The organism is Paenibacillus sp. RS8 (genome assembly GCF_041956825.1).
Classification (GTDB): domain Bacteria; phylum Bacillota; class Bacilli; order Paenibacillales; family Paenibacillaceae; genus Paenibacillus_AQ.
The window spans coordinates 4585153-4610232 of record NZ_CP168131.1 but is presented as its reverse complement, the minus strand read 5'-3'; the positions used below and the strand labels follow the sequence as shown (position 1 = coordinate 4610232).

The 25080-nt window shown below is 42.9% G+C and carries 29 protein-coding genes and 1 riboswitch; of the genes, 9 read left to right on the top strand and 20 right to left on the bottom strand.

Annotated features, from left to right (window positions below):
* Window positions 1-4 precede the first annotated feature (4 nt).
* Window positions 5-1102, bottom strand: coding sequence for a Gfo/Idh/MocA family protein (locus tag ACDZ28_RS21765; RefSeq protein WP_042127033.1), 1098 nt, complete (start codon window positions 1100-1102; stop codon window positions 5-7).
* On the bottom strand, window positions 1095-1868 hold the full coding sequence (locus tag ACDZ28_RS21760; protein ID WP_042127031.1) for a sugar phosphate isomerase/epimerase: 774 nt from the start codon (window positions 1866-1868) through the stop codon (window positions 1095-1097). The genes ACDZ28_RS21765 and ACDZ28_RS21760 overlap by 8 nt, the downstream gene beginning before the upstream one ends.
* A gap of 320 nt (window positions 1869-2188) precedes the next feature.
* Between ACDZ28_RS21760 and ACDZ28_RS21755 the strand changes: the two genes are divergently transcribed.
* A complete protein-coding gene (locus ACDZ28_RS21755) occupies window positions 2189-3007 on the top strand; it encodes an AraC family transcriptional regulator (RefSeq protein WP_042127028.1) in 819 nt (272 codons plus the stop codon).
* Window positions 3008-3112: 105 nt separating this feature from the next.
* Here the strand turns inward: ACDZ28_RS21755 and ACDZ28_RS21750 are convergent, their stop codons facing one another.
* Window positions 3113-3844, bottom strand: a complete 732-nt coding sequence (locus ACDZ28_RS21750) for a class I SAM-dependent methyltransferase (RefSeq protein WP_375102739.1) — start codon at window positions 3842-3844, stop codon at window positions 3113-3115.
* Between the two features lie 62 nt (window positions 3845-3906).
* Window positions 3907-4113 (bottom strand): hypothetical protein, encoded by a 207-nt coding sequence (locus tag ACDZ28_RS21745; protein ID WP_042127025.1) that lies wholly within the window; start codon window positions 4111-4113, stop codon window positions 3907-3909.
* Between the two features lie 143 nt (window positions 4114-4256).
* Here ACDZ28_RS21745 and ACDZ28_RS21740 point away from each other — a divergent pair, with 143 nt between their 5' ends.
* On the top strand, window positions 4257-4937 hold the full coding sequence (locus ACDZ28_RS21740; protein ID WP_042127023.1) for a TIGR00266 family protein: 681 nt from the start codon (window positions 4257-4259) through the stop codon (window positions 4935-4937).
* 271 nt (window positions 4938-5208) lie between these two features.
* Here ACDZ28_RS21740 and ACDZ28_RS21735 read toward each other — a convergent pair whose 3' ends face one another.
* Entirely contained in the window at window positions 5209-5682 is a 474-nt protein-coding gene (locus ACDZ28_RS21735) for a Fur family transcriptional regulator (protein ID WP_042127021.1), read from the bottom strand.
* 321 nt (window positions 5683-6003) lie between these two features.
* Here ACDZ28_RS21735 and ACDZ28_RS21730 point away from each other — a divergent pair, with 321 nt between their 5' ends.
* Window positions 6004-6666, top strand: a complete 663-nt coding sequence (locus tag ACDZ28_RS21730; RefSeq protein ID WP_375102738.1) for an S-layer homology domain-containing protein — start codon at window positions 6004-6006, stop codon at window positions 6664-6666.
* A 94-nt stretch (window positions 6667-6760) separates the two neighbouring features.
* Here ACDZ28_RS21730 and ACDZ28_RS21725 read toward each other — a convergent pair whose 3' ends face one another.
* Genes ACDZ28_RS21725 through ACDZ28_RS21715 form a run of 3 tightly spaced genes read right to left on the bottom strand, consistent with a single transcriptional unit; the run spans window position 6761 to window position 9083 of the window.
* Window positions 6761-7513, bottom strand: a complete 753-nt coding sequence (locus ACDZ28_RS21725; protein WP_375105389.1) for an amino acid ABC transporter ATP-binding protein — start codon at window positions 7511-7513, stop codon at window positions 6761-6763.
* Window positions 7514-7526: 13 nt separating this feature from the next.
* Window positions 7527-8195: an amino acid ABC transporter permease gene (locus ACDZ28_RS21720; RefSeq protein WP_042127015.1), complete on the bottom strand. Its 669-nt coding sequence runs from the start codon at window positions 8193-8195 to the stop codon at window positions 7527-7529.
* 51 nt (window positions 8196-8246) lie between these two features.
* Window positions 8247-9083 (bottom strand): amino acid ABC transporter substrate-binding protein, encoded by an 837-nt coding sequence (locus ACDZ28_RS21715; RefSeq protein WP_076117550.1) that lies wholly within the window; start codon window positions 9081-9083, stop codon window positions 8247-8249.
* Window positions 9084-9202: 119 nt separating this feature from the next.
* Window positions 9203-9306, top strand: a riboswitch (TPP riboswitch).
* Window positions 9307-9636: 330 nt separating this feature from the next.
* Between ACDZ28_RS21715 and ACDZ28_RS21710 the strand changes: the two genes are divergently transcribed.
* The 6 genes from ACDZ28_RS21710 to thiE are packed head-to-tail and all read left to right on the top strand — an operon-like array spanning window position 9637 to window position 14443.
* On the top strand, window positions 9637-10335 hold the full coding sequence (locus ACDZ28_RS21710) for an ABC transporter ATP-binding protein (protein WP_375102737.1): 699 nt from the start codon (window positions 9637-9639) through the stop codon (window positions 10333-10335).
* The gene (locus tag ACDZ28_RS21705; RefSeq protein WP_375102736.1) at window positions 10316-11089 is read left to right on the top strand and encodes an ABC transporter permease; all 774 of its coding nucleotides are present in this window, start codon (window positions 10316-10318) and stop codon (window positions 11087-11089) included. The genes ACDZ28_RS21710 and ACDZ28_RS21705 overlap by 20 nt, the downstream gene beginning before the upstream one ends.
* On the top strand, window positions 11086-12108 hold the full coding sequence (locus ACDZ28_RS21700; protein ID WP_375102735.1) for an ABC transporter substrate-binding protein: 1023 nt from the start codon (window positions 11086-11088) through the stop codon (window positions 12106-12108). The genes ACDZ28_RS21705 and ACDZ28_RS21700 overlap by 4 nt, the downstream gene beginning before the upstream one ends.
* 40 nt (window positions 12109-12148) lie before the next feature.
* A complete protein-coding gene (gene thiM / locus ACDZ28_RS21695) occupies window positions 12149-12943 on the top strand; it encodes a hydroxyethylthiazole kinase (RefSeq protein ID WP_375102734.1) in 795 nt (264 codons plus the stop codon).
* Between the two features lie 26 nt (window positions 12944-12969).
* Window positions 12970-13797: a bifunctional hydroxymethylpyrimidine kinase/phosphomethylpyrimidine kinase gene (gene thiD / locus ACDZ28_RS21690; RefSeq protein WP_375102733.1), complete on the top strand. Its 828-nt coding sequence runs from the start codon at window positions 12970-12972 to the stop codon at window positions 13795-13797.
* On the top strand, window positions 13787-14443 hold the full coding sequence (gene thiE / locus ACDZ28_RS21685) for a thiamine phosphate synthase (RefSeq protein WP_375105388.1): 657 nt from the start codon (window positions 13787-13789) through the stop codon (window positions 14441-14443). The genes thiD and thiE overlap by 11 nt, the downstream gene beginning before the upstream one ends.
* On the opposite strand, the gene ACDZ28_RS21680 is transcribed toward thiE, so the two are convergent.
* From ACDZ28_RS21680 to ACDZ28_RS21625, 12 genes are all read right to left on the bottom strand, one after another.
* Window positions 14424-15116: a pseudouridine synthase gene (locus ACDZ28_RS21680; protein WP_375102732.1), complete on the bottom strand. Its 693-nt coding sequence runs from the start codon at window positions 15114-15116 to the stop codon at window positions 14424-14426. The two genes, thiE and ACDZ28_RS21680, sit on opposite strands and share 20 nt — an antisense overlap.
* Window positions 15117-15230: 114 nt before the next feature.
* Window positions 15231-15413, bottom strand: a complete 183-nt coding sequence (locus tag ACDZ28_RS21675; RefSeq protein ID WP_375105387.1) for a DUF3934 family protein — start codon at window positions 15411-15413, stop codon at window positions 15231-15233.
* Window positions 15414-15491: 78 nt separating this feature from the next.
* Window positions 15492-15686: a hypothetical protein gene (locus ACDZ28_RS21670; protein ID WP_375102731.1), complete on the bottom strand. Its 195-nt coding sequence runs from the start codon at window positions 15684-15686 to the stop codon at window positions 15492-15494.
* Between the two features lies 1 nt (window position 15687).
* Window positions 15688-15885: a hypothetical protein gene (locus ACDZ28_RS21665; protein WP_375102730.1), complete on the bottom strand. Its 198-nt coding sequence runs from the start codon at window positions 15883-15885 to the stop codon at window positions 15688-15690.
* Window positions 15886-16000: 115 nt separating this feature from the next.
* Complete coding sequence (gene asd, locus ACDZ28_RS21660) at window positions 16001-17086, bottom strand: aspartate-semialdehyde dehydrogenase (protein ID WP_042126997.1); 1086 nt, start codon at window positions 17084-17086, stop codon at window positions 16001-16003.
* Between the two features lie 126 nt (window positions 17087-17212).
* Entirely contained in the window at window positions 17213-17815 is a 603-nt protein-coding gene (locus ACDZ28_RS21655; RefSeq protein ID WP_042126995.1) for a response regulator transcription factor, read from the bottom strand.
* On the bottom strand, window positions 17815-18951 hold the full coding sequence (locus ACDZ28_RS21650; protein WP_375105386.1) for a histidine kinase: 1137 nt from the start codon (window positions 18949-18951) through the stop codon (window positions 17815-17817). The genes ACDZ28_RS21655 and ACDZ28_RS21650 overlap by 1 nt, the downstream gene beginning before the upstream one ends.
* A gap of 161 nt (window positions 18952-19112) precedes the next feature.
* The gene (locus ACDZ28_RS21645; protein WP_076117557.1) at window positions 19113-20177 is read right to left on the bottom strand and encodes a fatty acid desaturase; all 1065 of its coding nucleotides are present in this window, start codon (window positions 20175-20177) and stop codon (window positions 19113-19115) included.
* Window positions 20178-20347: 170 nt separating this feature from the next.
* Window positions 20348-21421, bottom strand: a complete 1074-nt coding sequence (locus tag ACDZ28_RS21640) for an AraC family transcriptional regulator (protein ID WP_375102729.1) — start codon at window positions 21419-21421, stop codon at window positions 20348-20350.
* A complete protein-coding gene (locus ACDZ28_RS21635) occupies window positions 21381-21947 on the bottom strand; it encodes a response regulator (protein WP_375102728.1) in 567 nt (188 codons plus the stop codon). Before ACDZ28_RS21635 ends, ACDZ28_RS21640 begins: the two co-directional genes overlap by 41 nt.
* 16 nt (window positions 21948-21963) lie before the next feature.
* Window positions 21964-23310 carry an ABC transporter substrate-binding protein gene (locus ACDZ28_RS21630; RefSeq protein ID WP_375102727.1) on the bottom strand — a complete coding sequence of 449 codons (1347 nt, stop codon included), beginning with the start codon at window positions 23308-23310 and terminating at the stop codon, window positions 21964-21966.
* A 33-nt stretch (window positions 23311-23343) separates the two neighbouring features.
* Window positions 23344-25068: a sensor histidine kinase gene (locus tag ACDZ28_RS21625; RefSeq protein WP_375105385.1), complete on the bottom strand. Its 1725-nt coding sequence runs from the start codon at window positions 25066-25068 to the stop codon at window positions 23344-23346.
* Between the last annotated feature and the right edge of the window lie 12 nt (window positions 25069-25080).

Below are 25080 nucleotides of genomic sequence, written 5' to 3'. Positions count from 1 at the left end.
TCTATTAATTATCTGATGTGCCGTCAAAATACACAGCGCGACCTGTACGTGAAGATTCATAAATAGCTTCCAAGATTTGAGTAACAACGAGGGCCTGCTCAGGTTTAACTACAGGTTCCTTGTCTTCTCTAACCGCCTCAAGCCACAAGCGAGCTTCACGATCAGATTCATTTTCCTGTCCTCCATCAAAGAACGCTACTCCACCAGCAGACAAGTCTACTTTGGTCTCATACAGACGTCCACCACGGTCACCGTTTAGGCGCAGACCATCCTTCATATCTGCACCACCTTCTGTACCTGCAAGAAGCGTTTGAGCTTCTCGATACTCAGATACATTTAGTGCCCAGCTGGATTCAAGTACAATTGTAGCACCATTTTCCATGGTAATAAATCCAAAAGCTGAATCTTCTACCTTAAATTGCTCAGGATCCCAAGGACCAAAGGCATTTCCAGCGTTCTTTCGGTTACTCAGCTTATGGAAAGACGAGCCCATAACACTGCGTGGTTTATAATTATCCATCATCCATAAAGTAAGATCAAGTGCATGCGTACCGATATCGATCAGTGGGCCGCCGCCTTGCTTTTCTTCATCCAGGAACACGCCCCAAGTAGGAACCGCACGACGACGAAGGGCAATTGCTTTTGCATAATAGATATCACCTAGTTCGCCGTTTTCGCAGAGTGCTTTAAGGTATTCACTATCCGAACGATAACGGTTCTGGTAAGCGACAGACAACTTCATCCCCGTACGCTTCGCAGCGTCCAACATTTCTTGTGCTTGGGCAGTGGTTTTAGCCATTGGTTTCTCGCACATTACATGGTTACCTGCTTCCAATGCAGCAATAGTAATCACGGAGTGACTGTCATTCGGTGTGCAAACATGAACAATATCAAAACCGCCGGCTTTCAATAGCTCGGTGTAATCTGTGTAAACAGCAGCACCCTCAGCACCATAGGTCTTAGCTGCTTCCTGAGCACGTTCTTCAACGATATCGCAGAAAGCTACCATTTCAGCATCCTTCTGACGTGACAAACTTGGCATATGTTTTCCATTCGCAATCCCACCGCAACCTACAATAGCAATTCTCAACTTATTAGACATGAACTTTTCCTCCTTGATTTGCGTATGCTTTTACCCATTTCAAACTATCTTCTACACTTTCTAATGGTGAACGACTGCAGAAATCCTGTTCTACTACCGCCCACTCCACATTTGCCTGAACAGCTGCATCTAAAATTGCAGTAAGGTTCACTTCACCTTCACCTAGTACAACCGTTTCCGGTGAACCGTCTTCGTGTTTCTTCAGATCCTTCAGATGGATGATCGGCAGTCGACCTGCGTACTTGTTGATATATTCAACCGCATCATAGCCCGCATGATGTACCCAGCAAGTATCCATTTCCACTTGCAGCAGGTCAGCCGGCACCTCTTCAAACAATCCATCAAAAGCAGTTCGGTCACTATCCCCATATTTATCCGTTAATTCGAAATCATGATTGTGATACAGAAGAACCGCTCCGCCCGCTTTGCATTTTTCTCCAATAATCTTCAGATTCGCGGCAACCTCTTCATAGTTACGTTGTTCTTCTGACAGATAAGGAACAATCAAATGAGGATTTCCAATCTCAAGATTGTAAGAAATCTCTGCTTCTGTATCATTCAACAATGCGTCATAAGGACGATGTGCGCCGAGCGCGACCAATCCAAGCTCATTTAGCAATTGTTTAACTTCTGCTGCAGTACGACCGAAAAAGTGAAAAAACTCTACACCTTTATATCCAAGGGCTGCTACCTTGCGCAGTGTTCCTTCGAAATCCTGTTCCAGTTCTTCTCTAAGTGTGTACAATTGCAGACCTATCTTCAGCATGTTCTAATCACTCCAATGGGTTTAGGGTTAGCTTACTAATTCGTTTAAACTTCTTTCCGCTGCTCGTCCCCAAAGAGATCAATAGCAGCAATCACTTGAACAATAATGCTGTTGCAGAATTGACTAATCTGATTCCCATTAGTTTCCTTTAACTGCCATTCTTGTTTGCATAGCTAATATCGACTCCGTATAGCGTAGATGGTCGATTTCTTTCTTTATTGCTTAGGTACATAGTAATATGAAAGCGTATATAATAAAATGAATAATATGATTAAAACATGAACAATCTGATTATCATTTCTGAACATCAAGGAGGAGCCATGACTCAATCAACTACCTGTCACGTATTATCCGCCGGATTTTCTTTTCACCGCAAACCTTTTCATATGTCTCACAGTCATGGAAATCAGAACTATTTAATTCGTCTGCAAACAGAGGGTCGAAGCCGAGCAATGATCGACGGTGTGATGACTCCAGTGGAGAGCGGCGATATCATGCTCTTCGCTCCTAATGATCCTTATTATTTAATCATTGATAAGGAAGAGTATCCTGTAGGTAAGCCGCGAATTGAAAGCGGAGATTATCATATTTTTTGTGAAGGAACATGGATTGCTGAATGGTGGGAACGTGCTCAGAGACCCTCACTCTTAAGTGTGCCTTTAAGTGAGAATTTTCTCGGCTTGTTTCGCCAGCTGATTCTTGAGCATAGACGTCTTTCGGATTTCTCACCAGCGATATCCGCCTGTTATTTACAAATCCTATGTATGGAAATCGACCGCCTCATTACAGATCAGCCAGCCATTTCACCAAAAGGTTACCTAGCTTACCGCATGAAGCAATATGTAGAGGAACATGCAACCTTGCCTTTTCTCTTAGAGGATGTTGCAGCGCATGTAGATATATCTGTCTCCCGTGCCGTTCATTTGTTTAAGGAAGCCTTCGGTACCAGCATTATTAAATATGTAAATGATGTCCGGTTAGAGATGGCGAGAGAACGAATAACCTTCAGTCCAATGCCGCTGGAGCAAGTAGCAGAAACCTGTGGTTTTGCAAATTACACTTATTTTCACCGCGTATTCCGAAGTCGATTCGGCATGTCTCCTAGACAGTACCGTGTACACAGCAGAGCACAAGTATGATTAAAGATACGCCGCATAAATGAAAACAGGGCTGTCCCTTTAGTAGATAAACTACTTCAGGGATAGCCCTTGCTTCAATACTGTACAAAACTCTGGTTGGTGAGATTATTGTTTTTCAGCTGAAATAATTAGGAACATTGGTCTTCGATCCTCGTCCTTCATCCACGGATCGTTTTTCATTTCATCTGAAGGCTTAGGCTCTCTAACTGCTTTGATAGCAAACCCGGCTTCAATCAAGTCATTGAAATAGGTTGAGATGGTGCGGTGATATTTAATCACATTTTCTGTTAAGAAAGTGGTCTCACGCAATCCCTCAGACTGATAATGATCGACAGGCCAATGTAGACGTTTTCCTTGGTCATCCACATACCAGTCTTGTTCATTTCGAGAAGTAAAGATGGGATGTTCCACTGAAAAAATAAAACTGCCGCCTGTCTTTAGGTAAGTATGTACCTTTCGGCAAATAGCTTCAAAGGACTCGATATAATGAAAGGCCAATGAACTAATGACCACATCAAATTGTTCGCTCGCAAAATCAATATCCTCAATCGGCATCTGGATATAAGAGATTGCTGGGTCGTTTGTTTTTTCACGCGCTTCTTGAAGCATTTTTTCAGAGATATCTACGCCAATGACTGAACTTGCCTGCTGCTCACGTGCATACAAACAGTGCCAGCCAAATCCGCAGCCTAAATCAAGAACACTTTTATTATGTAAATCTGGGAGGAGTGACTTTAGTACATGCCATTCTCCTGCGGCTTCAAGTCCCCCAATGGAACGTGGCATTTGCTTATACGCTGAGAAGAAATTCGTATCGTCATATTTGTTTTGTTTCATTAGTTACATATCTCCTATCCATCTATGTCTTCTATCAGTATATTCTTAGTTATATCACCTTATCAAATTGCCAAATGAAAAGGAGCATCATCTTGGAAGATCCGCTCCTTGTGTTTATTCTTATTCAGTTGCTGTTGCTTACTCGGCGTTAATCGTACATGCTGTGAAATGGCGCCATAATCCCCATTGGATCTTCGACTTTGAGCTGCGCACCAGGTGCCTGAGCGCTCTGCCTTTAACAAGGCTTTTTGTGTTTTGGTTCGTGCCATGTGGCACCACTCTCCTATTCATTGGTGAACTATAAGACAACTATATTTTAACATAATTCAGACTATGAGCGCAGCAGGAATTCCGTTACAATGAGATCACTGCTAGGTTCTAACTTATTTAAATAGATTCGGAGGTTTTAGTGATGAGATATGATGTTTTGTACGAAGGTGCATTTGCAATGCTGAAGGTATATCTGGATCCAGGCGAAAGCGTTAAAGCTGAAATGGGCGCTATGGTTGCGATGTCTCCCAACGTCGAATTAAAAGGAACCGCTGATGGCGGAGTTATGCGAGGTCTGGGAAGAATGCTGAGCGGAGAAAAGTTCTTCTTTCAGGAGCTCAGAGCTATCCGTGGTCAAAGTGAGGTACTACTGTCTCCTGGATCATTGGGTGATATCCAAGCTATCGAATTAGATGGTTCATATAAGTTGTTAGTTCAAAAGGATGGTTTCTTAGCCGGAACGGAAGGCATTCAAGTCAATACCAAAATGCAAAATTTAACGCGCGGTCTCTTCTCTGGTGAAGGCTTCTTCATTGTAGAAATCAGTGGTAGAGGAACTGTATTCCTGTCCTCCTTCGGAGCCATCCATGCCATTAACTTAGCACCTGGTGAAGAGATGATTATCGACAATGGACATCTTGTCGCTTGGCCAGATTATATGGACTACAAGGTAGAAAAAGCAGCCTCTGGCTGGTTAAACAGTTTAACCAGTGGTGAAGCGCTCGTCTGCCGATTCCGCGGAGAAGGTGTGATCCTCGTGCAAAGCCGTAACCCTGGCAGCTTTGGAACATGGATTAAATCCTTCGTGCCCACTCGGAGCTAGTAAAAATGACATAGGCTTTCCCATAAGTAGGATCTCTTTTAACTGTTTAAAACGCAACGTAGCGCTTCTCGGTTTTTAAGAAGCGCTGTTTGCGTGCAAATTAAGGAATATCTCCCTATAAATCAACTGATTTGTTGTGACATATAGATATTTCGCCGATTTATAAGGAGGTTTTCCCCATTTCCATTCATATCACTTTCCGAAAAAGAAGCTGCCCATAAGCAGTATTTACTACTTCTGAGACAGCTTCTTCTTTTTGTTAGATAGCGGCTTAAGAGACCGCTTTGTTTGCTTTTTCTTTTTTGCAGCCTGTTCGTTTACATGTGCCATAAGTACCTTTGAAATCAAGACGGTGATCCGTGACGTTAAAGCCATATTCACGTTCCACTCTTTTCTCCAGCTCCACCAGCCAGTCATCCTTAATTTCCTCCAACCTGCCGCACACGCTGCATATCAAATGATGATGCATGTGGGAATGATCGTTCCCGCGCAGATCGTATCGAGCAACTCCATCTCCGAAATTCATCTTTTCAACAATGTGAAGCTCACATAAGAGCTCGAGTGTACGGTATACCGTTGCCAGCCCTAAATGCGGATAGCTGTTCTTAACAAGCATATATACTTCTTCTACGCTAAGATGATCTTTCTCATTGTCGAGCAATATTTTCACTATAGCTTCACGCTGGGGCGTTAATTTATACTTTTGCGCCGCAAACAGCTGACTGATATTTGAAATTTGATCCATTTGATCTCCTACCTTCCCGGAATGATTTAACATCCGTATCCACTGAGACGCACCCATTTATGCATCAAAATATTAAACGTAAATAGTAATCGTTACGATATAATCATATCAAAAATAATCACGAATGAATAGAGCCTGACATCATTATAACATTCTAGCTCTCTTATCCAAAGTTCTTTCATTCATTCCTGCCTATTTTTCTGCCAAATTCTACTTTTTCGTGAAATAATATAGGTTTGACCGCAACCTTTCCATATTTTTCTGCGTTTAATTATTTGATAGCGGCCACGAGGCCTATCCATACAACGAGGTGAAATGACCATGAATATGAAAAAAAGAACGTTAGCCGCGATTACAACTGTTACCATTCTCTCCTTCTCTTTGGGTGGCCAAATATTTGCAGCCGGAAATACCTTTAAGGATATTGATAACATAAACGGTAAAGAAAAGATCATTTCTTTAAAGAATCAAGGCTTAATTAAAGGGGTTAGCGAATCCCAATTCGTGCCTAGCTCCAAAGTAACAACAGCTCAAGGAATTCAATTCATCTCAGGGGGCCTCCAGCTTAGCCTCGCGGCCATTGATTTCAACAAAGCTCCTATTGCCAGCGGCTTGTTCACTAAAGTCAAAGATAAAGCATGGTATGCTGAAGCTTTTATCAATGCTTACTACAACCATGTCGAGCTTCCCAAAGATATTGATCCTACCAAAACAATGACCAAAGAAGAGTTCACGAATTACTTAGTACAAGGAGTCGAAGGCATTGGTAATCTGCCAATGATAAATATTGTGCCAGTAGATATCACTGACGATGCTGCGCTCAACCCTTCCTATCAAGGCAGTGTTCAACGATCGCTTAAATACAAGATCAATAGCTTAGACGCTAACGGGAAGTTTAATCCGAAGAGCGAAATTACGCGTGCCGAAGCTGCCATTATGCTCTATAACGCTTTGGAATTTCTTAAGACCGGTATTAAATCCTAATCAATTCGCGGCACTTCACTGATCTGAATGATGTATACGAAAAAGCAGCTCAGGTATAAACCTGAACTGCTTTTTTTTGCGTGTTGATGTTCTTCTATCCTTCTTCACCACTAATTCTATTCAGAAATTGCAGCGCACGGGGATGTTTCGGGTGCTCAAGAACTTCTTGCGGAGTCCCTTGCTCCAGAATATAGCCTCCATCCATCAGAATGATCCGGTCAGCCACATCGGCAGCAAATTTCATTTCATGAGTCACAATCACCATTGTCATTCCTTCTGCTGCCAACTGTTTAATAACTTTAAGCACTTCCCCCACTAACTCAGGATCGAGCGCCGAGGTGGGTTCATCGAATAATAGCACCTCTGGATCTACTGCCATAGCACGAGCGATGGCAACCCGTTGCTGCTGGCCACCTGACAGTTGGTGCGGATAAGCATCCGCTTTATCTGCCAAGCCTACTTTACCTAACAACTGAAGGGCACGTCCGCGTGCTTCATCCTTGGATCGTTTCTGGACAGTCACTTGTCCTTCCATCACATTGCCAAGTGCAGTCATATGCGGAAAAAGATTATAAGATTGAAAGACCATGCCTGTTTTTTGACGTAACGCCAAAATGGACTTCTGCGGGATTTTCTTGTTTTCCGAGAAATTAATTTTAATATCGCTGAGTGATAAACTTCCTTGATCAGGGACTTCAAGTAGATTAAAACAGCGTAAAAGCGTTGTTTTGCCAGAGCCAGATGGACCTATAATGACCAGAACCTTACCAAGTTCCATCCTGAGATCAAGACCCTTTAATACCTGCAGCTCACCGAAGGATTTATGCAAATTAAGTATTTCAATCATCATAGTCCCTCCTTTAGCTCGCAGAGAAACGACTCAGTCGTTTCTCCAAGTAATTTTGCAGTGCTGACAACACTGAGCAAAATAGTAAGTAGAACAACCCTGCTTCGCAGTAGATCAACAGTGGCTCATAGGTGGTGGAAGCAACCTGCTGTGCTGTTCTGAACATCTCCGTATAAGTAATAGTCGCTGCCAGAGAAGTGTCTTTGACCAAGCTAATAAAGGAATTCGATAACGGCGGTACAGAGACACGGGCAGCTTGTGGAAGAATAATGCGTCGAAGCGCTTGCGCTCGAGTCATCCCAACGGAGAAGGCCGCTTCCCACTGACCTTTATGTATCGACAGGATAGCAGCACGTACAATTTCAGATGAATAAGCCCCAACACTAAGTGTAAACCCAATGGTCGCGGCTATAAATGGGTCTAGTACAATCCCAACTGCAGGCAAACCATAGAAAATAATAAATAATTGTACTAACAAAGGAGTTCCGCGAATGACCCATACATAAAAACGAGCGATTAGCATCGGAAGTACCCATGGGGAGAGACGAGCCAGTGCAGTCAAAATCGCTATTATCAGTCCCAGTACAAAGGATATCAATGCTAAAGGAATGGTAAAAGCCACCCCCGCTTTTAGCAGGGGTAGCAGTGAATCTAAGAAAATTTGTATTTTTCGGTCATCCATTTTCAGACATCCTTTTTAGCTCCAGGCTAGTTTAGCTTCTGAAACCTTGAATTATTTTGAAACGTCAGCACCAAAGTATTTCTCAGAAATCTTTAAATAAGTTCCATCGCTCTTCATTTCAATAATTGCATCACTAACTGCTTTTACCAAGTCGTCGTTTCCTTTTAGGAATACAGCGGCACTTTCCGAACCATTAGGAATCTCATCCACCACTTTAATTTTCACATCAGGCTTCTGCTTTTTCAGGTCCAGATAAGACAATCCATCATTTACCGTTGCATCAATGCGGCCTGAGGTCAGTAAATCCACCGCTTGATTGAAGCCGTCTACAGCAACGATTTCAGCGCCGTTCTCACGAGCGATTTCGGATAGATTACTGGTCAGAGATTGTCCTGATTTTTTACCCTTAAGATCCGCAAATGCTTTAATATCCTCATTGTTTTCACTCACAATCAATACCGCTTTAGATACGATGTATGGCTCAGAGAAATCATATTTCGCTTTACGCTCTTCATTAATGGATACTTCGTTAAAAATAACATCAAACCGCTTAGCGTCCAATCCGGCAAAGAGACCGTCCCACTGTGTCTCAGAAAATTCAGGGTCAGCACCGAGACGCTTTGCTACTTCCTCAGCAATTTCTACGTCAAAACCAGTCAGTTTTCCCGATGCATCGTGATACGTAAAGGGTGCATAGGTTCCTTCGGTTCCTATCCGTAATTTGCCGCTCGCTTTAACAGCTTCCAAGCTATTTTTCGCAGTTGCAGCAGTTCCGCCATTCGTTCCAGCTGAAGAGTTGTTGGAAGTATCGGTATTCGAATTATTGCCGCACCCCGCTACAAACACCACGGTTAACACCAATAGAATAGTTAAACTGAGTTTTTTCATTATAGAATCCCCTCTCTTTACCCTTATATTGCCCATTCTTATAATAATTCTTCATAAGATCCTCTCTTTACATCTCAGAAAGTTATGGTATATTTATAAACAAATTAAATATGGACCTGTTATTTCACTAGGGGAGTCGGCCGACTGAGACGGAGCTTTATGCTTCGGACCCTTGGAACCTGATCTGGATCATACCAGCGGAGGGAAGTGGAGCAGAATTTTCATCCCATGCATTTTTTAGTGTTCCTATGCAGAATGAATTTTTTGACCCATTTGTTTCCCTCCGGAAATGAATGGGTCTTTATTTATTTACTTTCAATTACAAAACTTAGGCATATGCTTCCGAAGCAAGTTTTGTACGAGTTCCTCAAGTAGCTATGCTATACAAAACTTAGGCATATGCTTCCGAAGCAAGTTTTGTACGAAGTTCCTCAAGTAGCTATGCTATACAAAACTTTTAGGAGGTTCGATCATCACGACAATCCTATCCATTCATGACTTAGCCTACTCATTTCCTGAGTCTAAACAGCTCCCTGTATTTGCAAACTTAACCATGGATATTAAACAAGGTGAGTTTGTGGCTGTTATCGGGGCTAGCGGATGCGGAAAAAGTACGCTTTTCAAAACCATAGCAGGCTTGCTGGAACCCACTCATGGAAAAATAATGATTCATTCGGGTCGGCCAGCGGCATCTACTCGCTTAGGTCAGATCGCATACATGCCACAGCAGGATTTGCTATTACCGTGGAGAACGGTGCTCGACAACTGCCTTTTACCCTGGGAAATTAAGCCAAGGTCCACTAAACAACAGACAATTTCACACATTCGAGACCTGCTGTCACGCTTCGGTTTAGGTGATGTTGAGAAGGCATACCCTCATGAGCTATCCGGTGGTATGAAACAGCGGGTCGCATTTCTTCGCACGCTAGTGTCTGGCGGCGGTGGCAGTCTTATGCTGCTAGATGAACCGTTTGGAGCGCTCGACGCTATGACCAAACGTGAGATACACCGTTGGTTGTTAGAGCTTTGGGATGAACTGAATCAAACAGTGATGCTCATCACCCATGATCTCGAAGAAGCACTATTACTAAGCGATCGGATTTATTTAATGTCTGGAGGCGTACATAGCGAATTACAGGAGATCGTTGTTGATTTGCCGAGGCCAAGACATTACAAAATGAACTATGAACCCCGTTTTATAGCATTGCGGGAAGAGTTGGAGCGGAGACTGTATGCAGCCCATACCTTTTAAAAAACAACTAGACAATTATGGCCCCTTCATTTTACTAGTGTTGTTCGTTGTTGCGATCTGGGAATCTGCTGTTCGTCTTTACTGGATTCCAGCTTTTATCCTCCCTGCTCCTTCAGCAATAGGTATCGCATTGATCGAGCATAGGCAATTACTCGGACAGCATTTATTGGCGACGCTGCAGGAAATATTAGTAGGTTTTGTACTTTCGGTTATCTGTGGTGCATTGCTGGGTACTGGAATGTTCTTATTTCGACCGCTTGAAAAGGCCATTTATCCTTTCCTTATTATCAGTCAGACGATCCCATTAATTGCGCTATCCCCCATTTTTATTATGTGGTTCGGATATACGCTGTGGAGCAAAGTCGCTGTAGTTTTTCTAACTGCTTTTTTTCCAGTCGTTGTTAGTACATATGATGGGCTTCGTACAAGTGGTCAGGCATATAAGGATCTATTATTAACCTTTGGTGCAAACCGCTGGCAACTGCTTGCTAAAACACAAATCCCGCTGGCGCTGCCCTCTTTTTTCTCAGGACTAAAGCTATCCATTGTGTACTGTGTAATTGGAGCAACCATCGGCGAATGGCTCGGCGGCAGCAAAGGGCTTGGTTACTTTAGCCGAAGAATGGCTGGGAATATGCAAAGTGACGAAATGTTCGCCGCAGTATTTCTGTTGTCCGCGCTCGGTGTAATGCTGTTTCTGATGATAGCACTGCTAGAAGCATTATTTTTAAAGAAAAGAGGATCTAATCGATGAATACTTTAATCATTCAAAAAAAATGGCTTATACCCTTATATCTCATCTGTTCTGTCCTAATCTTAAGCAGCTGCGGAAATACATCCAAAGTAAGTAATGCTTCAAATAGCGAAAACAAACAAAGGCACAAGCTGACAATCATGCTAGATTGGTATCCCAACGCCGTTCACTCATTTTTATATGCAGCTGAGCAAAATGGTTATTTCCAAGAGGAAGGTCTGGATGTAGAGATCCAAATGCCGGCAGACACCAATGATGCACTAAAGCTTGTAGCAGCGAATCAAGTTGATTTAGCGCTTAGTTATCAGCCTCAGGTGCTTATGGCACGTAGTGAAAAGATTCCAGTACGTTCGATTGCAGCGATTGTAAGGCATCCGCTTAATCATTTAATGGTGCCTCAGTCCGGAGATATCAAAAGTCCTAAAGACCTTACAGGTAAACAAGTTGGGTATTCTTCCATCCCACTTTATGAAGCCATGATTCGTACAATGATCCAGAACGACGGGGGTGACCCCAACGCCAGTAAACTAATCGATGTAGGCTTCGACCTTATTCCAGCAATTGCGACCGGGCAGGTAGATGCCATTATGGGCGGGTTCATTAACCACGAACAATTAATTCTCGAAAAAGAAGGGCATCCCGTTCACTCGTTTAATCCCACAGACTTCGGAGTACCCGATTATTACGAGCTAGTCCTTGTCGCCAGCGAGCAAGGGGTACAAAATTCCGAGTCCTACTTCAAAAAGTTTCTAAGCGCCATTACAAAAGGACAACAATTTGTGCAGGATAACCCAGAAAAAGCGTTAAATTTACTGCTTGCACACGAAGATGCGACCTCTCCACTAGAAAAGGAAATAGAAGAAAAGAGCTTGCAGATTCTTCTGCCTCTAATGAACGCAGGTGACCAAAATTTTGGTTATCAAGAGCCAGCGTCTTGGGAAAAGGTACGACAGTGGCTATCCGACAATGATTTACTGTCTACCGACATCAAGGCAGAGGATGCTTTTATCAATCTTTAACCATTAGCTATTTGCTCATTAAACTTGAGGAGGAAATATCATGAGTTATCTATCCAAAGTACGGGAATCCAATCCACTGGTCCACAATATCACCAATATCGTCGTAGCCAACTTCTCAGCAAACGGGCTTTTAGCGCTCGGTGCCTCCCCCTTTATGGCGGATGCTCACGAAGAAGTGGTGGATATCGCCGCATTTTCAGCTGCAGTGGTACTAAATATCGGCACACTGAATGACTATGCCATTCAATCCATGGTGCTCGCAGGACAATCTGCGAATAAGCACGGGGTTCCCTTAGTTCTTGATCCAGTAGGTGCGGGAGCAACATCATATCGAACAGCTGTCACTCAAAAGCTAGTGAATGAGATGCAAATTACCGCACTGCGTGGGAATGTGGCTGAAGTTGCCAATGTTATTGGTGAAAGCTGGTCTATTAAAGGGGTGGATGCAGGCGAAGGGGATGGCGATGTAGTCGTCTTAGCTGAGACTGCCGCGCGGAAGTTAGGTTGTGTAGTGATCATCACCGGAAAAGACGATGTTATCACCAATGGAGTTCACACCTACATTACTAGCAACGGTCACCCTATTCTAACGAAAGTAACGGGAACCGGATGTCTGCTTAGTGCAGTAGTCGGGGCATTTTTAGCGGTAAGTGAAGGGGTATCTCTTGCGGCCGCAGTGGAAGCCATCTCATTCTATGGAGTAGCTGCTGAAATTTCTGCTGAACTAACTACTGGCAAAGGTCCGGGGAGCTTTCAAATGGAGTTTCTCAATCAATTGAGTTTGGTCACACCTGAAACGTATAAAGAGAAATCAATAATCAAGCAACTCAGATAACGACATACAAAGGAGTGAACGTAATCATGATATCCAAAGCTTTAACCATAGCCGGCTCGGATAGCGGCGGCGGAGCAGGGATTCAGGCAGATCTAAAAACCTTCCAAGAACTTGCTGTATACGGTATGTCCGCACTAACAGCTGTGACAGCCCAGAACACATTAGGTGTTCAAGGCGTATTTCCGTTATCACTGCAAGCTATTACTCAGCAGCTTGATTCCATTGGGCTTGATCTGAAGCCCGATGCTGTGAAGACAGGGATGCTTTTTAACAGTGACATCATTCGAGTCGTAGCAGAGAAGGTTCAGCAATACGGCTGGCGTAATCTTGTAGTTGATCCAGTCATGGTTGCTAAAGGCGGTTCTACGCTACTACAACAAGAAGCCGTCCAGTCCTTAATCAAACATCTTCTCCCGCTAGCCTTAGTGACGACGCCTAATATTCCAGAGGCTGAAATGATTACGAACATGAGCATCAGCACAATCGACGATCGTAAAGAAGCGGCCACTATCATCCATGGCATGGGCTCTAGTTATGTAGTGCTAAAAGGTGGGCATGATACCGCAACTAAAGCTGTTGTAGATCTCCTATATGATGGTCACGAGTTCATCTTTATGGAGAGTGAACGAATTCAGACCAGGCACACACATGGTACAGGCTGTACTTATTCAGCAGCAGTTACTGCCGAGCTTGCTAAGGGTAAATCTGTTTCTGAAGCTATAAACATAGCAAAGGTTTTTATACAAGCAGCGATTGAAGACGAGCTGGGCATAGGGGCTGGACATGGTCCGACGAATCATTTTGCTTATCAGAATAGATTGCGAGGGATGAACCTTGAAGCGAATAGACAGTGATCAACTACGGGATTTATTAAAAGTCTATTTCATTATGGGTAGCGTGAATTGTCAGATAGCCCCAGCCAAAGTACTAAAAGAAGCCGTCGCTGGAGGCATAACGATGTTTCAATTTCGTGAAAAAGGTACCGGGGCATTAACTGCCCAAGTTAAATTTAATTTAGGAAGACGGCTCCAAAAAATATGTCGTGCTAACGGAGTTCCTTTTATCGTTAATGACGATATTGATCTAGCCATCGCGCTTGATGCGGACGGCATTCATGTAGGACAAGAGGACACCCCTGCCCTAGCGATTAGGCAACTGCTTGGAGAAGATAAGATCATGGGTGTGTCCGCTCATTCGCTCACCGAAGCGCAGCAGGCCATTGCGGATGGAGCCGATTATCTAGGCATTGGACCTGTTTATCCTACCTCTTCCAAAGACGATGCCCAAGCTGTTCGAGGCACATTAGTTATTGAGGAAATAAGAAACAGCGGCATTACGATTCCTTTGGTCGGTATAGGAGGCATCACGGTGCACAATGCAGCTCCGGTATTAGCTGCAGGTGCGGACGGTATCTCCGTGATCTCAGCGATTGCAGGCGCTGAAGACATCGCCTTAGCAGCCAGAGGATTTGTTCACGAAGTTAATTTAAGCGGGACATAAGCTCACTTAGCTCTTCACCGCTCAAAGAACGCCACTGTCCTCGTTCCAAACCATCAACCGTTATATTCATAATTCGTATTCGCTCTAGTTTAAGTACTCTATATCCTAACTCCTTGCACATTCTGCGTATTTGCAGATTAAGGCCTTGAGTTAGGATAATTCTAAACTGACATTCCGCGATCCGAAAGACCTCGCAAGGTTTTGTTGTAACGCCAAGAATGTCCACACCACTAGACATTGCATTTACGAACTCTGGCGTTATCGGCTTGTCAACATGAACTACATACTCTTTTTCGTGTCCATTCTCGGAACGCATCATTTTGTTTACGATATCTCCATCGTTGGTTAACAGAATGAGGCCTTCCGAGTTTTTATCTAATCTCCCGATCGCAAAAATCCTTGAAGGATATCCTACAAAATCTATAATATTCCCTGCTACATTTGGGGCAGCTGTACAGGTGATACCGATCGGCTTGTTCAGAGCGAGATATACCGGCTCCCCTTTGCTGGTTGTTATGGGCTCTCCATCAATCCATACGACGTCTTCTGGCTCAATAAGAATATTTGCCTCACAGACGACGCCATTCACACTGATCCGGCCTGCAGCAATTAATCGCTTGGTTTCCCTTCTGGAACAGAAGCCTGTTTCGCTTATATATTTATCAATTCTCACTAATGATCCTACTTTCCATCTGATACTGACACTTGCTTATATCCATAAAAAAACACCTGATTTTAACGATCAAAATCAGATGTTAACTTTCAGGAATAACCTAGTTTAAGGGAGCTATTTCGTGCTTCCACTTTTTTTCACGTTATTGCCCTTGCTTCCATTTGCATCTTTAGCGCCTGGACCCATGGTTGGAGCACCTTTTGCAGGTTTAACTGGTTTTGCTGTTTTGTTCCAGCGTGTCCAGCCTTTACTCCCCGTACCTCTGCCCGTGCCGCCACCTTTACTTTTTGCACCCATCATATCACTCCGTCAGTCATTCAGAATTCGTATAGTTTATACACTTAACCTATCTTACCACACTCTTCTTGTTTCTGTTTAAGCATCTTTATTCATTTCATAAATACTAAAGGTATCTTCGTGTATTTCAATGGCAATTACGGTATCCTCTTTTTCGAAAAATTGCACATGCCCCAAACGCTTATCCTTCAACTCCACCCACCCTGAATCCCTTAATTTATTGAAATAGCTTTCAGGTGGATACAGACCTAGTTCTCCCCCTATATTTTTCAATTCATACTTTACTCCAATTTTTTATATTGGGGTTATTGGAAGTTGTCGTCACTTCGATTTCTTTAGCATTTTTCGGAATAGGAATCCCCTCATTAATGGAAGACACTCCATACTCTTGTACTTCTTGAGTTGATGATGTGCATCCGCTATTGAATAGTATTAACGGTAATAATATAAAAGCTAATAAATATTTATACAAATATATCAGCTCCTTCCTAACTTATTTCACCAAATGCTTTCAATAAAAAACACCCCACCAAAGACTAAGCTTTGATGAGGTGTCTATTTCAGAACCGTTTTAGAGCCTGTATTTCTTATTTAGGCTGAATATAACCTTCTGCTTTCAGAAGCTCAGCAATCAATACAGCCCCGCCAGCAGCTCCGCGCAAGGTGTTATGGGAGAGACCTACGAACTTGTAATCATAGATGGCATCTTCCCGAAGTCTGCCTGTTGATACGCCCATTCCGTTCTCGATATCACGATCCAGTTTGGTCTGAGGACGGTTCTCCTCTTCGAAATAGGTAATGAACTGTTTAGGTGCGCTAGGCAGCTCAAGCTCTTGAGGGCGTCCTTTGAAGCTATTCCAGAGGTTCAGAATCTCTTCTTTAGATGGTTTCTTCTCAAAAGAAACAAATACAGCAGCCATATGACCATCGGCTACAGGCACACGGATACACTGCGAAGTAATCGTTGGCGCTTCACTTTTTACGATGCCTTCCTCTTGAACACTTCCCCAGATCCGTAAAGGCTCCTGCTCGCTCTTCTCTTCCTCCCCACCAATATAAGGAATCACGTTGTCCAGCATTTCAGGCCAGTCAGCAAAAGTCTTACCTGCACCGGAAATCGCTTGGTAGGTTGTAACGACAACTTTAGACGGGTTGAATTCTTTAAGTGCATGAAGTGCAGGCACATAACTTTGAATGGAGCAGTTAGGTTTAACAGCAATGAACCCGGTCTCTGTTCCCAAACGTTTTCTTTGCTGCGCTATAACCTCAAGATGCTCCGGGTTAATTTCAGGAATAACCATAGGCACGTCAGGTGTCCAGCGATGCGCTGAGTTATTAGAGATTACTGGAGTACCCGTACGAGCATAAGCCTCCTCGAGCGCTTTAATCTCCTCTTTCTTCATGTCTACTGCGCAAAAGATCAAATCCACGTCCGCAGCTACTTCTTCTACCTTAGAAGCATCTTGGACCATAATATTCTTCACGTTCTCAGGCATTGGTGTGGATAGCTTCCATCTGCCCTTGGCCGATTCTTCATACGTTTTCCCAGCAGATCTCGCACTGGCAGCAATCGCAGTTACTTCAAACCAAGGATGATTCTCTAGAAGGGCAATAAAACGCTGACCTACCATTCCTGTGCCGCCAACTATGCCGGCTCTTAGCTTTCTTGACATCAGAAAATACACTTCCTTTTGATTAACTGTCCTATTAGTGAATAATAGGCCGATAATTAATGATATACGGCTGGAGAACATTTGGCGAGTGTTAACATCAAAATAACATTAAAAAATTTAAGATATTCATTTAAACCAGCCTTTTTCCTTAAATCGAGTGATCGCTTCAATCCGATTCCCAACGTCTAACTTATCAAGAATAACCGAAATGTAATTCCGTACTGTACCGGTGGTAATGTACAGCTCGCTGGCAATTTCTTTCGTATTTTTACCATCAGCGATCAGTCCGAGTACTTCCTTCTCCCGCTGAGTCAATGGATTCACTTCACCGCTGTAAGCTTCATCCATCAGCTCTGGTGCATACATACGTCTGCCTGCCATTACATTCCGGATAGAAAGGGCCAGCTCTTCACTAGGGCTGTCCTTCAGTAAATAAGCGTGAACCCCCGCCTTGAGCGCACGTTCGAAATATCCCGCCCGAGCAAAGGTCGTTAATATCATCGTTTTGCAGCCGCTATTCTTCAGGGCTTCTGCAGCGTCAAGACCGCTCATCGCCGGCATCTCAATATCCATAATACAGATATCCGGTTTAAGCTGCTGAACCATAGCTACAGCTTCTTCCCCATTGCTTGCTCGGCCTACGACCTTCATATCCTCTTCTAAATCGAGTAAAGAAGCCAGCGCCCCAAGGAGCATTCGTTGATCCTCAGCGATTACAATTTTAATCATTATAGGATGACCTCCTGTTCCTGATGTTTGAATGCATTGGGTACTTTAATTACAATTGTAGTCCCGCTATCTCTCACGATGTCCATACAGCCATTTACGAATTCAAGACGCTCTCTCATGCCTTGCAGCCCATGACCTTTAAAATAAAGATCGTTCCCGGGTATCCCAGTCCCGTCATCTTTCACTTTAATGACTAGATCCGTCCGTGAGGGTTTAATCAGAATAGAGCAAGACTTTGCCCCACTGTGCTTCACAACATTAGTGACAGCTTCCTTTATACACATGCTGAGGACATTCTCCGTAATCAATGAGGTGTTTGTTAGCTTCGGATTCCCCTCCAAAATAAAATCAATCTCAGCAGCTGCAAGAAACTGCTGAATATGGATAAGTTCATCTTCAAGCCGAATGCCTCGCATTCGCGTAACCATTTCCCGAACCTCTTTCAGCGCACTTCTCGCTGTCTGTCGTACATCATCAATCTCAGCTTTAGCTTGCGTAGGATTTGAATCAATTAGCTTCCCCGCCAAGTCACTCTTAAGACCAATTAAAGAGAGCTTCTGACCTAAAGTATCATGAAGATCCCGCGAAATCCGTTGGCGTTCTTCAATCTTAACGAGTTCGGAGATCCGCTTATTCGCATCTTCCAATTGATCTTGTAACTTACCTTGATTATTTCGGTTATAGGTACTAATTGGAAGTAGAATCACTGCAATCATACTTACAAGCACGAATGGAAGTTGACTAATAAACACTGAATTACGCGAAAGCAGCTCATAATTGATTGTAATGATAGTAGTTAACAGATGGATAGAATACAGCGTGAAGAAACCTACTCGATTCTGTATGTTCCCAATAAAAAAGGCTAGGAAAAGCGCAAAATACATATATCCGAACAAAAGCGTCATCGTTATAGACACTATAATTTGAACACTCGTCCAGAAATACACCAGCCTGCCTTTAGAAACAAAAGAAAGTACATAACATACAAAAAATACAGCAATCATCAAGATTCCCGAAACGACTTGATAGGTAGAGGAGGAGCGAAATATAAAATAAAACGGTAGAATGTAAAAAACGACCCATACATAAGGGGATAGACCTGTGCTTTTATGAAAAATATGATGCCACTTTTGCATGACCGCTCTCCTTTTTACCATACATTACTCTCCTTATTCTAGCACAAATTCAGTGAAAATCTGTTGATCCACTATCCAAAATAGAAAAAGATTAGAGCCACGAATAATATCTCCGGCTCTAACCTTTCTCTGTACTTCTATTTTGTTCGAACCGATAGTTATTATTCGCCTTGGAGTCTAGTCTTATGAACTTGCAAGACTTCTGCTGCTACCTTAGGTTTGTTTAGTCTCGACTTCATCTGTTTAAAGCTGATGAAGCTCTTATTCTCTTCATCCCAAAGACGGAAGTGTAGAGCCTTCAGGCTAGAACTAAGTGTTATAGTCGTCGCTTTTTGCAATGGCGGCGTAGCATTATGTGCTTTTTCTAAATTATAGTTGGGTACCTTTGGACTTAAATGATGGACATGGTGGAACCCGATGTTCCCTGTAATCCATTGCAATAGCTTAGGTAGCTTGTAATATGAGCTTCCCTCTACTGCAGCCATAACATAACTCCACTCCGATTCATTCTCGAAGTAAGAATCCTCGAACTGATGCTGCACATAGAACAACCATATTCCGAGAAAGCCGGATACAAAAGCTATTGGCAATTGCACCATTATAAAGGCTTGCCAGCCGATCGCCCAAATAAGCAAAGTATAGAGCGCTGCGATAGATACATTTGTTAAATAGGTATTCATCCGTTCTTTACGTCTAGCGCCTTTAGCATTAAAGCGATACTGAATCATAAACACAGCAATAGGTCCAATTCCGAACATCACGATCGGATTACGGTAAATCCGGTAATACAGACGTTTCCAGAATGAAGCTGCTTCATATTCGTCGACAGTCATAATCCATATATCACCGATCCCTCTTTTATCGAGGTTGCTGGAGCTGGCGTGATGAATCGAATGACTATGCTTCCACTGCCGATAGGGAACAAGCGTTAATACACCTGTGATCGTTCCGATAATGTCATTCGCTCTACGATTCTTAAAGAACGAACCATGTGTACAGTCATGGAAAATAATAAAAGTTCGAATTACAAATCCTGCTGCAGGAATGGCCAACAAAAGAGTAAGCCAGTAGGAAACGGATAAAGAGAAATAAGCTCCGCCCCATAACAGCACAAGTGGCCCTAAAGTATTAATGAGCTGTCTTATGCTCGCATTGCGGTCGTTTTTTTCGTAAGGGGCTACACTCTTTTTAAGACTGGAGAGCTGTGATGTCTGTTTTGTAGTCATCTTTTATCGTTTCCTCCTTGATGTGGCTGGCTAAGGATCTTTTCATCTAATCTCAGTATAGAAGATAAAGTGTCATCCTATAAGTCATAAACATCAAGTGAAGAGTATGATAAATGTCATACTTATGCCCTGAATTTCCCCCTTTTACTATATATCCATGTGCTTTTTCGTTAATTAACTTGCCTCGTATGCTCTTCTCGATATTCCGTAGGTGTCTGACCACTAGCTTTCTTAAAGACCTGAGTAAAATATCTTGGGTCCTGATAACCAACAAGCGGAGCGATTTGATATACCTTTACATTACTGCTCTGCAAAATATATTTCGCCTTCTCCATTCGACAGTGAGTCACATACTCCAAGAAGGTATAGCCTGTTATTTGTTTAAATAAAGTACAAAAATGACTGACGCTAAGATCGGCAAGCTCTGATACTTCTTCAATACTTAAGTCTTTATGGTAATTACTCTCGATATAACGTTTCGTCTTCTCGATGGAACTGCGTGTGTCCTCGCGATTCACAGGTTTACTTCCTTGATCTAATCGTTCCCCAAATTCTTCCTTCAATGCAGACATCATCTCACTCAGGGTCCCCAAATGCTGCAGCTTGCTTAGTAAGCCATGTAGAGACCAATCCGAATTTAGATTCAAATGTTCAAAATGTCTGTATAGCACGACAACCATCTCCACAAGAAGACGTTCTGCAATCTCCTTAGGAATAGCTTGTGCTTCAATATATAGTGCCATCTCATCAAACAAGGAAGACATTTGTTTTCTATTCAAGGTACGAATACTCTCTATCATCGAGGTCTCCAGCTCTTTTGGATACTTAACTTCTTTATTGCCTGCGAAGGATGTTTCCTCATCTATAAACACCCCGGCAAGACCAGAATAGAAACGTTGATACAGAGCCTTCGCAGCCAAAGGATACACCGCGCTTAATTGATCAATCCCTTGTGTACAGCGGCTGATTCCTACAGAGCAGCTTAGCTTGGAATATCTTTTGATCCCAGTAATTAAATGTTCACCTAGTTCTCTTCTGCTCGTGCTTAAAGATCCAGGAAAGAGCAATATCCACTCTCCGTTATGAAAAGGAAAGACTGTAAGCACTCCATGCTCCAGCGACCACTCTTCAACAATATTACGGATCGCAAACAGCCACAGCCGCTTTTCTTCCACGCTCCACTGCCCAGTAAGCACAGAATAATCATCCAATTGGACAACCAGCCATGAAATATCCGCTCTCAAGTTCACTGTTCTCCAGCCATTTCAGATGCTCAAGCGGCCTTGCGTTTCCCAAAGTGATTTCAGCAAACATCCGTTCACGGGCTAGCATCGACAGCATCTGTACAGAATGCATCATCTGATCGTTCTCTTTCTGCTCATCCAGCCTCGTCTTCGCTCGTTGTAGCATTGCAACCAGTTCGTCATGGTCGATGGGTTTCAGCAAATAATCAAAGGCTCCTTGACGCAAAGCTTCTCTCGCATATTCGAACTCCCCATATCCACTTATAAAGATAAATACCAGCTTAGGATTCTTTGGTAATACTTCCTTCATCAAAGTGATTCCGTCAATCACAGGCATACGGATATCGCTGATTATAATATGCGGTGTAGTTTCTTCTATTAAGCGGAGGGCTAGTTCTCCATTTCGAGCCTCTCCCACAATTTCCATCTGGAGATCGTCCCATGGAATAGCTACCTTTAGACTACGAAGAATAATCGGCTCATCATCTACGAGCAGTACTTTATATTTCTCTTCTATTTCATCCATTCCAGCACCTCCATGCTTATTGAACACTTGAGTTTTGGATCAGATTCCAGTATTCCATTGATGATGCCTGCACTAGCTTTAAGGCATGATTCGCAGACATTTCTTCGTTAATCATTTTTTCGATGACACTTAGGAACATTTTCTTAACTTCAGGTGATAACACGTTATCGTAAGGCACAAAGCTTTTACGGTTCTCTTCCATCATATCCATCACTTGCGCGAATACCGGACCGGTCTTCTCCGGATCAAAAGCAATACGAATAGACGGAATTCTTAGTCCCTCATATACAATTCGAGTCTGAATTTCCTGTGTGTAAAAAGCCTTCAAAAGATCCAAAGCGGCTTCCCGTTTAGCTCCATTTAATTCGGAGGAAAGACCAATGCCAATAGTGTAGCCTCCGGCAATTGAAGGTTCCTCACCTTGCTTCAAGGCAGGAAATGGAATAACACCTACCTCGTTCTGAAAATCAGCTGGAGCCGCACTACCAGAAAATAAATTGATATCCCAGTTCCCGTTTAAATACATCGCAGCCTTGCCGCTTGTAAACAAACCGACTGCATTTTCTGTCGATAGATCATTAGACTGGGGACTAAAAGCACCCTCTTTTATCCATTGATCCAAATGCTCAAACGCTTTTAAATAAGACTCATTCTGAAAGCTGGCTTGATCTTCACCTGTGATCAGCTTCTGGATCAATTCGGAGCCAGCATAACGATCCATTAAATAATGTGCAAAAATCCCGGCAGGCCAACGATCCTCGTTCCCGAGTGCAAACGGAATGTATCCTCCGTCTTTGAGCTTCAGTATGACATTATCGAGTTCTTGAAGCGTTGTAGGCGCCTCGAGACCAAGTTTGTTGAATATAGTTTTATTGAAGTATAGCGGTTCAGCATTCCCTTCGATAGGCAATCCATAAATATGGTTATTAAAGGTCCAAAGATGCAGATCCTTAAATTGATTGGATAGACCGTTCTCTCGGACAAAATCAGTCAGATCAACCAGGCGATTAGAACGCACATATGGTTCTATTTCGGCTCCGCCAAATAAGACAAACATATCAGGTGGCGTGCCTGTAACCATCTCGCTTTTCAGCTTTTGCTCACGGTGTATCGTCTGGTCTAGTCCTTCAAAATTGACTTTCACATTCGGATGCGCAATTTGGTATTTATCCACGATCTCTTCAAAGATAGCCAGCAGTGGCCGATCATGCTCTTTGATCCAGAAATGACGGAAAGTCAGCGTTATTTTTTCTGGTGAATTATCTTCAATCGGTTCGTGATCTCCTAAAGTAATAAATAGAACAGCGCCAGATATCAGCACTAGATATATCCACATCCAGCCCCACTTCAATAACCACTTCATGTCAATCTCCCCCTGTTTCCTCTGTATGATCGATTATGGCAGTATTTTTGGTATACGAATTCGAATCGTTGAACCAAATCCAGGGGATGAACACACAAGTAAGCCATATGGACTGCCAAATCGGATATTCAGGCGCTCATGTACATTCTTAAGCCCAACACCGCTGTCACTATATTTCTTCTGGCCTCCTCCCTCTTTGGCCCAAAGATTCATCATCTTGGCTAAGTCGAAGCCCGGACCGTTATCTTTTACGATAATGATCATATCCGTACCCATTTCATAGGCTGTGATTTCTATGATTCCAGGGTCCTCCATCGGTTCAATTGCATGGTACAATGCATTCTCTACAATGGGCTGAACAATCAGTTTCTGAGTCATAAACGTTCTAAGACCTTCAGGAAGATTTATAATGTACGAGAATTTATCCTCAAAACGGAACTTCTGAATATCCAGATAATGGCGAACATGTTCAAACTCCATTTGCAGCGGTATTAGCTCTTGATTCTGACTAATACTGATTCGCAGCAGCTTGCCGAGTGAAATGACCATTTTACTAATATCTTTATTACCTTGCAGCACGGCCATCGAATTAATCGATTCTAGTGAATTATAAATAAAATGAGGATTAATCTGCGCCATTAATGCCTTCATTTCCGCTTCCTTTTTGCGACCCTGCTCCGTCTGCACTTGCACAATCAATTCGTTGATCTGTGTGCTCATCCGGTTAAAGCCATCAATCAGAAAATCACTCTCATCATCCGCACGATAACGTGTAGTGATAGGTGTAAAAATCCCCTGCTTCACCCGTTTCATCCCGTTGACCGCGCTGTTAATGCTATAAACGAGCCTTCTAACAAAATATCGGTCAAACAAAATGGCGGATAACAATGAAACCGTACTCAAAATAATCGCAATGTTACGAATAGATATGGATTCCGAAGAGATTAGATTCATCGGTGTAATCGCTGCCAAATACCAGTCTTTATTATGTGAAGGAAGGAAGGTTATGAGTGATTTTCCCCCCTGATAGTTGTCGATGTAATAGTTTTGTTCCTTGGCATAATCATTTTCTAAAAAAGGGAACTCAGTGCGCTGCCCAATATGTTCACCGGATTTGTTAAAAACGATATTCCCTAGCTTGTTCACTAGTAAAATATCACCCTTCTTCAGAGTTGCTGCTTCCCAAAAAATCTGATCCAGTAAATCAGGTTTAACATTAACGACCAAATAGCCGATATCTTCAAGAGAATAATAATCTTTAATCACTCTGGCTTGTACTAGTACCGGGTGACCGGATAATGCCGAACCATTCTCACCGGGGCCAGACCATACAGGGCGCCCCTCGGCGCTTTCCATCGCATTAAACCAACTCTGCTTCCTCATCTCCTCAAAAGACATCGGCGCATTGTATTGATAAAGCAGCCGATCTTTACTATATAAACTAAATGAAGTAATCATCGGATGATTAATGAGTAAATTGTTGAGTTCCTGCTTGCGGTCATAGGTGAGCACAAAGTTAGTCTGCTTAAGCGATTGTTGAATAACCGGTTGTGTGATCGCAGCATTTGTGATCGAGGAGATTTCACTAAGTGCGAATTTGAGCTTTCGATCTGTTTCGAGCAATGAAACCCAGTAGAAGTTACTTGATTTTTTCTCCATAGCGTTAGAGAAATTAACGTATGTTACGATCCCCATTAGTATCACCGGAATAAAGACGAGAAGAATAATAGCGAACAAGATTTTACGGCGGAGCTTCATGGTATTCCCCTT